Consider the following 4061-nt stretch of genomic DNA (forward strand, 5'->3'; position numbering starts at 1 on the left):
GGAGGCTGCGCGCGCCGCGCGCAGCGACTGGCCCGTGCACCGGGCGCTCCCGGCGCTGCTGGAACCGGCGTCGTCGCCGGAGCTCGGCGTCGACGTGCCGTGGCGCATCGAGGGCGATCACCCGGCGACGGCGTCCCCCGCCGATGCGCCGTTCACCTCGGCGGTGCTGGCCGGCTCGATGAGCCTGATGGCCTGGCTGGCCCACCGGCTGCCCGCCGGCGATCCGGTACGGGCGGCGCTGCCGAGTGCGCTGACCGCAGTGCGGCAGCGCCTTGCGGCACCCGAACTGCTGCTCTCCGCTGGGCACTACACGAGCCTCGCGGACTTCCGGAAGGTGGCCGGCGCCCCGACGGAGACGGCACCGGACCACGAGCGGTACGGCGCGGTGCTCATGGCCACGCAGGACGGCCAGCCCCAGCCGGCCATACGGCCCGCCCTGCTGGACTCCACCGGCTCCGACCCGTACCTGGTGGCACTGCGCGGCGCCGATCAGCAGCCGACCGGGGTCGAGACGGCCCTGCGGCGGGCGCACGACCCGGCGTTCGCACGGCTGCTGGCCGACCCGGGCGCGCCCGCGGCCGGCGCGGCGGACGACGAGGGCCTGTGGTGGCCGCAGGATCCGTCTCGTTCGGTGCCCGAGCGGGTGGCCGAGGTCGCCGAGGCACGCGGTCTGACCGCCGACGCGGCGACGCTGTACCTGATGCTGCTGGCCATGCCCGACCCGACGGACCGCAACACCGCGCGATGGACGGGGTGGAAGCCGGCCCGTCTCAAGACGGCGCGGGCCGAACTGGCCGAGACCGACCTGGTGGTGTCGGCCGTACGGGCCCGGGCGGGACGCTCGCTGGTCTTGCCGGGCGCCTGGGCGGAGCAGTCGGCGCCCGTCCTGCCCGTCGAGCAGTGGAAGCTGCCGATGTACGGGGTGGCCACGGGCGGCCGGCCGGTGCTGGGCACCCTGGTGCCGACCGAACCGGCCGCGGAGCTGTTCGCCCGGGCCTGGCAGCGGATCCTCGACGGCGACCTCCCGCGCTTCGAGGAGCTGAAGGTGCGGCGTACGAGGCGCCGCCGCTGAGGCGCCGCCGAACGGCACCTGAGCCGCCGCTGACCGGCCGCCCGTCGTCAGCACGGCGCGGCGCGCCCGCCCCCGGGTGCGCCGCGCCGGTCCCCGATCCGTATGAACACCTGTCGAACCATGACGAAGGAAACCCGCATGACCGTCACCGAACAGACCGCACCCGTCCGGCAGGGCCAGCCGGCCGAGGAGCGCCACGCCGCCGAACTAGCCTTCCTCGCCGCCCAGGACCCCGGGCCGCGGCCGCCCGGCTGGGCGCTCACTCCTCGCGCGGTGGTCACGTTCGTCTGCGGCAGCGACGGCGTGGAGCTGGCCCTGCCCCGGCGTCGCGCCGGTCTGCCGTCGAAGCTGGTGATCGCCCCGAAGTTCGTCGGTGAGCGCGCGCTGGTCGAACGCTGTGTGGTCACCCTCGCCGGAGAGCGCGGGCTGCTGCTCACCGGTGAGCCCGGTACGGCCAAGTCGATGCTGTCGGAGCTGCTCGCGGCCGCTGTCAGCGGGACCAGCGCCCTGACGGTGCAGGGCACGGCGGGCACCACCGAGGACGCGTTCCGCTACGGCTGGAACTACGCCCTGCTGCTCGCCCAGGGCCCCACCCCGCAGGCCCTGGTGGACTCCCCGGTCCTCGCCGCCATGCGGGGCGGACGGGTGGTGCGGGTAGAGGAGATCACCCGCTGTCTGCCCGAGGTTCAGGACGCCCTCGTCTCCATCCTGTCGGACCGGCGGATCAGCGTACCCGAGCTGACCTCCACCGAGGACGCGGTCGTCCGCGCCGCCCCCGGCTTCACCGTCATCGCCACCGCCAACCTGCGCGACCGGGGCGTCTCCGAGATGTCGGCCGCGCTGAAGCGCCGTTTCAACTTCGAGACCGTCGACCCGATCGCCGACGCCGACGCCGAGGCGGTCCTGATACGCCGCCAGGCTGTCGCCGCCGTGCAGCGGGCGGGCGCGGCCTTCGCCGTCGATGACGCCGTCCTCGACGCCCTCGTCACCGTCTTCCGCGACCTGCGCTCCGGCCGCTCCAACGAGGGCTGGGACGTGGAGCGGCCGGGCACGGTCATGTCCACCGCCGAGGCCGTCCAGGTGGCGGCGTCGCTGGGGGTCGCGGCCGCCTACCTGCCCGGCGAGGACGTGCTCGACCTGCTGCCGGGACATCTGCTCGGCGTGGTCCGCAAGGACGACCCCGCCGACCACGCACGGCTGCTGGGCTACTGGGACGGCCCGGTGCGCCGCCGCGCCGAGAACGGCTCGGCGATGTGGCGCCGGCTCTGGGACCTGCGCGGGAGCCTGCGTTGACGACCGTCGATCCACGGATGGCCGTGGACGCACTGGCCGCATCGCGTGCGCCGTACCTGCTGGGAGTGCGCCACCACAGTCCGGCGCTGGCCGCGGTGGTACCCGCCCTGCTGGAAGAGGCGCGGGCCGAGGTGGTCTGCGTCGAGCTGCCGACCGACTTCCAGCCCTGGCTGGAACACCTGGCGGACCCCGAAACCGTCACCCCGGTCGCCCTGGCCGGGGCGGGCGAGGGAGGACGGCTTTCGTTCTACCCGTTCGCGGACTTCTCACCGGAGCTCGCCGCGGTCCGCTGGGCCAGAAGCCGCGGGGTGGAGGTCGTGTGCTGCGACCTCCCCCTCGGCGACCCGCGCTGGTCGGCGGGGGCACTCGGGCCGGTGCGCGAGCGGGACGGGAGCGAGGCCGTACGTCCGGAGGCCGATGCGCCCTTGGGGGCCACGGGTGCGCTCGACGCCGGTCCCGACGCCAGTCCTGACCCTGCTCGCGGCGACGGGGCGACGCGGGTGCGGCGCTCGTACGCCGAGGCGCTCGCCGCCGCCGGGACCGGCCGGGACGGTGACGATTTGTGGGACCGCGCGGTGGAGGTGCTGGCTCCGGGGTGCGCCCCGGACGCGGTGCGCCGAGCCGCACTGGGCGTGGGCTGGGCCCTGCGCGCCGACGCCGCCGTACCCGCCGCCGACCTGGCGCGGGAGGAACGGATGCGGCAGGTGATCGCCTCTGCCTCGGCGGACGGGCGCCGGGTGGCAGCCGTGATCGGCGCCTTCCACGCACCCGCGCTTCTCGCGTCCACGGAGGCGGATGCCGGAGCGGAGGCCGGGGCAGGGACGGCGGGCGCCTCCGGCGCTACGGGGCGGGCGGCCGTCCCGTCCGAGGCCGCGCCGCGCGGTGCGGGGCCCCGCACGTGGGGGTCCGGTACGGACGCGGGAGGGGTTTGGGCGGCTGGCAGGGCCGGGGAAGACGGCGCCGCAGCGACCGAGGGCTCGGCGGTGACCTCCCTCGTCCCGTACTCCTTCGACCTGCTCGATTCCCGGTCCGGCTACCCGGCTGGAATCCGCGACCCGTTGTGGCAGCAGGCGGTGCTCACCGCCGCCGGCGATCCGGAACGGATCCGGGAGGCGGCTGCCGACGCGGTGACCGGCCTGTGTCGCGAGATGCGCCGCGGCGGTCACACCGCGGGGACCGGCGAGGGCGCCGAGACGCTGCGCCTGGCCTGCGACCTGGCCGCCCTGCGCGGACTGCCCGCGCCCGGGCGCGGCGAACTCCTGGAGGCCGTCACCACTGTCCTCGGTCAGGGCGAACCCCTCGGCCGGGGCCGGGCCCTGGCCCGCGCGCTGGAGGCCGTGTTCGTCGGCACCGCACGCGGCCGGATCAGCCCGCACGCGCCCCGGTCCGGTCTGGGCCCCTCGGTCGAGGCCGAACTCGCGGAACTGCGGCTGCCCCGACCGGACGACCCCGACCGCCGCGACCTGCGCCTCGACCCGCTTCGTTCACCGCTGGACGGCCGCCGCGAAGTGCTGCTCCAGCGGCTGCTGGTGATCGGCGCCTCGTACGGCGAACCCCTGGACGTGGCGAGCACGGGCGACAGCACCGCGCTCGGCACCAGGTGGCGCCTGACGTGGACGCCGTCCGTGCCCGCACGCCTCGACCTCGCGGGCGTGCGCGGGGTGACCGCGGCCCAGGCCACCGCCGGTACGCTCGC

2 protein-coding genes and 1 pseudogene are annotated in these 4061 nt (G+C 76.1%); all 3 read left to right on the top strand.

Features of this window, described 5'->3' with window-relative positions:
* A pseudogene (locus tag ABZY11_RS43335) lies at positions 1-1072 on the top strand (DNA-binding protein); the annotation flags it as partial.
* A gap of 138 nt (positions 1073-1210) precedes the next feature.
* Positions 1211-2365: an AAA family ATPase gene (locus ABZY11_RS43340; protein ID WP_356484447.1), complete on the top strand. Its 1155-nt coding sequence runs from the start codon at positions 1211-1213 to the stop codon at positions 2363-2365.
* Positions 2366-2382: 17 nt separating this feature from the next.
* A partial coding sequence (locus ABZY11_RS43345) for a DUF5682 family protein (protein ID WP_356484448.1) occupies positions 2383-4061 on the top strand: 1679 nt, incomplete at its 3' end.

This window comes from Streptomyces sp. NPDC006510 (genome assembly GCF_040611955.1).
In the GTDB taxonomy this organism is placed as follows: Bacteria; Actinomycetota; Actinomycetes; order Streptomycetales; family Streptomycetaceae; genus Streptomyces.

What these genes read in the sequence shown, in the direction of transcription:
- ABZY11_RS43340 (WP_356484447.1), top strand. Translation starts at nt 1,211, where the DNA reads ATGACCGTCACCGAACAGACCGCACCCGTCCGGCAGGGCCAGCCGGCC.